Here is a 5693-nt window from a genome sequence, read left to right on the forward strand (position 1 = left end):
GCGGTGCAGGACCTCGTCAAGGGCGGCATCCTCATCCAGCGCCACGGCTCGGGCACCTTCGTCGCGCCGCGCATGGAGCGCGTCGAGCAGTCGCTGTCCCGGCTCACTTCCTTCACCGAGGACATGGCGCGCCGCGGCATGACGGTGCGTTCGGTCTGGCTCGACCGCGGCCTCTATGCGCCGTCGCCCGACGAGATGATGGTGCTCGGCCTTTCCTCGACCGAGCTGGTGGCCCGCGTCGCGCGCCTGCGCATCGCCGACGACACGCCGCTGGCGATCGAGCGCGCGGCGCTCTCGGCCAGCGTTCTGCCCGATCCCGAAGCGATCGGCTCCTCGCTCTACGCCGCGCTTGGCATGACTGGCAATCGTCCGGTGCGCGCCGTGCAGCGCATCTCGGCCACCAATCTCGGCGATGCCGATGCGCGCCTCCTGGAAGTGCCGCCGAGGGTTGCCGGACTGCAGATCGAGCGCATTTCGTATCTGGCGAGCGGCAAGGTGATCGAGTTCACCCGCTCAGTCTACAGGGGCGACGCCTATGATTTCGTCGCGGAACTCCGGCTGACCGGGCCGGGAGAGGAGATCCGGCCATGAGCGCCACCACCACCCATATGCGGCGCGAGATCGACGAGATCCCTGAAGCCGCCGCCCGCCTTCTCGACGGCTCGGCTTCGGCTTTGGCCGAGGCCGGTCGCGGCCTGCGCGAGCGTGACCCGCAATTCGTCGTCACCGTGGCGCGCGGCTCGTCCGACCATGCCGCGACCTTCATGAAATATGCCGTCGAGCTGACGGCCGGCCTTGCGGTCGCTTCCGTCGGGCCGTCGATCGCTTCGATCTACGGCGCCAAGTTGAGACTCCGTGGTTCCGCCTGCCTGGCGGTCTCGCAGTCGGGCAAGAGCCCGGACATCGTCGCCATGGCCGAAACGGCGCGGGCCGGCGGCGCGCTCACCGTCGCCATCACCAACACGGCCGACTCGCCGCTCGCGCGGGCTTCCGATTACGCCATCGATATCCTCGCCGGGCCGGAGCGCTCCGTCGCGGCCACCAAGACCTTCGTCAATTCGGCCGTCGCCGGCCTCGCGCTGATGGCGCACGCCACCGACGACCAGGCACTGCTCAAGGCGCTCGCCGGCCTGCCGGCCCATTTCGAGAAGGCGATCGCCTGCGACTGGATGGCGCTCGCCGGCGCCTTGGAGGATCCGCAGTCGCTCTTCATCCTCGGCCGTGGCCCCTCCTTCGCCATCGCCAGCGAGGCGGCGCTGAAATTCAAGGAAACCTGCGCCATGCATGCCGAGGCCTACAGCGCGGCGGAAGTCATGCATGGGCCGCTGGCACTGGTCGGACCGGGGTTCCCGGTGCTGGCGCTTGCCGCGCGAGACGCGTCGGAACCCTCGGTCGCCGAGGCGGCTGATGGTCTGACGGCCAAGGGCGCCGCCGCCTTCATCACCTCCGACAAGGCCAAGGCCGCGAGGCTTCTTCCCCATGTCGCTACCGGCCATCCGCTTACCGATCCGCTGCCGCTGATCGTGTCCTTCTATGGCTTCGTCGAGGCCTTCGCGCGTCATCGCGGCCTCGACCCGGATACGCCGCGCAATCTGCGCAAGGTGACGGAAACCGTATGAGCAACCGTTTCGCGCTCACCGGCGCCCGCATCTTCGACGGCGCCGACTGGCATGACAACGCCGCCCTTGTCGTCAAGGGCGACCTGGTCGAGGCCATCCTGCCCGCCGGCGCCATTCCGTCCGGCGTTCCGGTGGTCGAGACCGGCGGCGGCCTGCTGGTGCCCGGTTTCGTCGACATCCAGGTCAATGGCGGCGGCGGCGTCATGCTCAACGACCATCCCGACGTCGCCTCGATAGAGACGATCTGCCGGGCGCATGCGCCTTTCGGCACCACGGCGCTGCTGGTGACGCTGATCACCGACACGCCGGCGATTACCGCCGCCGCCATCGCTGCGGGCGGCGAGGCGGCCCGGGAAAAGGTGCCGGGCTTCCTCGGCCTGCATCTGGAAGGGCCGCATCTTTCCCTGGCCCGCAAGGGCGCGCATGATCCGGCGCTGATCCGGCCGATGACCGACGCCGACCAGGCCGCGCTCATCGCCGCGCGCCAGGACCTGCCGGTGCTGCTCACCACGATCGCGCCGGAATCGGTCGAACCGGTCCGTGTCACCGCGCTGGCCAAGGCCGGCGTTATCGTGAGCCTCGGCCATAGCGATACAAATTACGCGACGGCCAGCGCCTACGCCGCCGCCGGCGCCACGGTGGTGACGCATCTCTTCAACGCCATGAGCCAGATCGGCAACCGCGAGCCGGGCCTGGCGGGCGCTGCGATCGATAGCGGTGGTCTGTATGCCGGCATCATCGCCGACGGCATCCATGTCAATCCGGCGACGATGATCCTCGCGCTGCGCGGCAAGCAGGGGCCAGGCAAGATCGTGCTGGTCACCGACGCCATGGCGACGATCGGCACCGACATGACGTCGTTCACGCTGAACGGCCGCACCATCTACCGCAAGGACGGGAGCCTCAGGCTCGCCGACGGCACGCTGGCCGGCGCCGACCTGGACATGATCTCCGCCATCCGCTTCGTCCATCGCGTCATCGGGCTCGATCTCGACGAGGCCTTGCGCATGGCCTCGCTCTATCCCGCCGAGGCAATCGGCCAGCCGCACCGGCTCGGGCGGTTCGCCAACGGGACAGCTGCCGACATTGTTGGGCTGTCGGAGGATCTGGATGTCAAGAATGTCTGGATCGGTGGCGAGAAGGTTTTTGGAGCGTAGGCCTCTCGATCCCATCGTCAGTCGGGAAACCCACGCAAACGTTCGCGATTGTGCGAAGCCTTTAGCGCGTCGCCATCCTCGGGCTTGACCCGAGGATCCATTCCGTGACCTGTGATGTAGAGTGCAACGGTGCAGAATTCTGCCATGTTAGCAGCGCGGTAGCGTTACGGAATGGATCCTAGGGTCTGCGCGCGTCGCTTTGCTCCTTGCTCCTAGGATGACGACCCCGATGGGCGCCTCGGCCAATCTCCGAGGCCCGCCGCTCGATAGTAATTAGCCGGCTCAACGCGCTACGTAGATATCCTTATACGCCTCGCGCAGCACGTTCTTCTGCACCTTGCCCATCGTGTTGCGCGGCAGTTCGTCGACGAAGATCACCTGCTTCGGATGCTTGTATTTCGCCAGCCGGCTAGCAATAGCGCCGGCAATGTCTGAGGCGTCAATCACCGATCCCAGCTTGCGCACCACGACAGCGGTGACGCCCTCGCCGAAATCAGGATGGGCGACGCCGATCACCGCGCTTTCGCTGACGCCGTCGAGCGCGTCGATCTCGCTCTCGATCTCCTTCGGATAGACATTGTAGCCGCCGGAGATGATCAGGTCCTTGCCGCGTCCGACGATGTGGACATAGCCGTCGGCGTCGATCAGGCCGAGGTCGCCGGTGATGAAGAAGCCGTCGTCGCGGAACTCGGCCTTGGTCTTCTCGGGCATGCGCCAATAGCCGGCAAAGACGTTCGGCCCCTTGACCTCGATCATGCCGATCTCGCCCTGGGCGAGCGGCCTGGCCGTCTCGGGATCGGCGATGCGCAGCGAGACGCCGGGCAAGGGGAAGCCGACCGTTCCGGCGCGCCGCTCGCCGTCATAGGGATTGGACGTGTTCATGTTGGTCTCGGTCATGCCGTAGCGCTCGAGGATGGCGTGGCCGGTGCGCTCGCGCCAGGCCTTGTGCGTCTCGGCGAGCAGCGGCGCCGAGCCGGAGATGAACACCCGGATTGTCTTCGCAGCCTCGCGCGTCAGCCCCTCCTGCTGCAGCAGCCGCACATAGAAGGTCGGCACGCCCATCAAGGCCGTCGCGCGCGGCATCAGCGACAGGATGCGCGCCGGGTCGAATTTCTGCTCGAACAACATTGTCGCGCCGGCCATCAGGATAACGTTGGTGGCGACGAACAGGCCGTGCGTGTGGAAGATTGGCAGCGCGTGGATCAGCACGTCGTCGGCGCCGAAGCGCCACTGCTCGACCAACACGCGGGCGTTGGAGGCAAGGTTCTCGTGGCTAAGCATCGCGCCCTTGGAGCGGCCGGTGGTGCCCGACGTGTAGAGGATGGCGGCAAGATCGTCCGGCCCGCGCGCGAGGTCGCTGAACTGCGTCGCCTGCCGCGAAGCCTGGCTGGCCAGCGTTCCCTGTCCCTCACGGCCGAGCGTGAGCATCGTGGCGCCGATCGACGCGGCAAGCGGCTCGACGCCGGCAAGACGGTCCGGATCGCACACGATCAGCTTCGGCTCGGCGTCGCGGAAGAAATAGTCGAGTTCGGGCAGCGTGTAGGCCGTGTTGAGCGGCAGGAAGACCGCGCCGGCACGCAACGAGGCGAGATAGAGCAGCGCCGCCTCCGGGCTCTTCTCGACCTGGACCGCGACGCGGTCGCCCGGCTCGACGCCGGCCTGCACCAGCGCATGCGCCAGTTGCGCCGACTTCGCCAGCATGTCGCCATAGCTGATCGAACGGCCGTCATCCGTCTCCATCAGCAGTCGGTCGGGAGCCGGCATGCGGGAACGGAACGCGTCGAACAGATGATTGGTCATGCAGGGTTCCTCAGGCGCGGACGCCGAATGGCACATGCGTCGCGCTCGCCTGAGCGAATAGCAGATTTGGCCGCCGGAGCAAAAAGACCGTGGGCGGGTTTCCGTCGCTATCTGCGGCGCGCCTTGGCAATACCGGCCCTCGGATCATAGCCCTGGGCGAAGCGTTCCATGCACATCGCGGCGGTGAGGCGGTAGTGGTTGAGAAGCGCCTCGACGGCGCCGTCGGCGTCGCCATCCAGCGTGCGCTCGGCGATGATGCGGTGCTCGCCGAGATCGTCGCGGCCCATGCCCGGCCCGTTTTGCGAGATCAGCCGGTAACGCGAAGCCTGGTCGGAAAGCTGTTCGCAGAAGCCGATCAGCCAGTGCGAGCGGCAAGCCGCGATCAGCGCCCGATGAAAGGCGCGGTGCAGCTTCTCCCATTCCGGATCGTTGGTCGAGGGATCCTCCGGCAGGCGACACTCGGCGCGGGCCAGGCGGTGGAGGGCCAGCACCAGCTGTTCTTCCCATTCGGCCGTGCGGTGCGCAATGGATTCGCGCAGTGCCCGTTCCTCCATCCAGCAGCGCGTCCGCGTCAATTCCTCCAGTTCCGCGGCGCCGACCGGCATGAGGAAGAAGCCGCGCTGGTCATGCCGCCCGAGCAGGCCCTCGGCGGCAAGGCGGTTGAGGGCCTCGCGCACCGGTGAGGCGCCCGCCCCGTAGCGCGAAACCACCCATTCGACACGCAGCTTGCTCTCGGCCTCCAGCGCGCCGCGCAAAAGATCGTCGCGGAGCTTTTGGTATACTGAACTGGCCAGCGTGCTCTTGGCGCCCTTGCCGTCGCCCGCATCGGCAGTTCCGTGTGTCAAATGAACTCCTAATGCTTGCCCAGTTTTGTCAGGGTCCCTCGGTCAAGCAATTTCCCGTACATGTATCATACAGCCGGGCAAGGTGGGCTCAAGCGGTAGATGATATTCGACTTTAAGACAAGGCGGCTGGTCTATTGAATGTGTGAAGTAGAATCTCGACAAAGAAACCGCTATTCCTGCACGGCGTTATATATACTGAACAGTCGTTCAATGAGCGCTTCGGCTTTGGAACTCGGGCGAGAGGCGGGCCGGTTGTATATTAACTGGCAGCC

General features: G+C 66.4%; 5 protein-coding genes. 3 read left to right on the plus strand and 2 right to left on the minus strand.

Features of this window, described 5'->3' with window-relative positions:
* The 3 genes from EOA24_RS25330 to nagA form a co-directional block, all read left to right on the plus strand.
* A partial coding sequence (locus EOA24_RS25330) for a GntR family transcriptional regulator (protein WP_133374603.1) occupies positions 1-591 on the plus strand: 591 nt, incomplete at its 5' end.
* Positions 588-1619, plus strand: a complete 1032-nt coding sequence (locus tag EOA24_RS25335) for an SIS domain-containing protein (RefSeq protein ID WP_042637388.1) — start codon at positions 588-590, stop codon at positions 1617-1619. The genes EOA24_RS25330 and EOA24_RS25335, both read left to right, overlap by 4 nt.
* The gene (gene nagA / locus EOA24_RS25340; protein ID WP_126079952.1) at positions 1616-2776 is read left to right on the plus strand and encodes an N-acetylglucosamine-6-phosphate deacetylase; all 1161 of its coding nucleotides are present in this window, start codon (positions 1616-1618) and stop codon (positions 2774-2776) included. Before EOA24_RS25335 ends, nagA begins: the two co-directional genes overlap by 4 nt.
* 282 nt (positions 2777-3058) lie before the next feature.
* Here nagA and EOA24_RS25345 read toward each other — a convergent pair whose 3' ends face one another.
* Both EOA24_RS25345 and EOA24_RS25350 read right to left on the minus strand, forming a co-directional pair.
* Positions 3059-4576, minus strand: coding sequence for a malonyl-CoA synthase (locus EOA24_RS25345; RefSeq protein ID WP_127258022.1), 1518 nt, complete (start codon positions 4574-4576; stop codon positions 3059-3061).
* A 107-nt stretch (positions 4577-4683) separates the two neighbouring features.
* Positions 4684-5421, minus strand: coding sequence for a GntR family transcriptional regulator (locus tag EOA24_RS25350; protein WP_126079950.1), 738 nt, complete (start codon positions 5419-5421; stop codon positions 4684-4686).
* Between the last annotated feature and the right edge of the window lie 272 nt (positions 5422-5693).

Origin of the sequence: Mesorhizobium sp. M2A.F.Ca.ET.039.01.1.1, assembly GCF_003998035.1 — a bacterium.
In the GTDB taxonomy this organism is placed as follows: Bacteria; Pseudomonadota; Alphaproteobacteria; order Rhizobiales; family Rhizobiaceae; genus Mesorhizobium.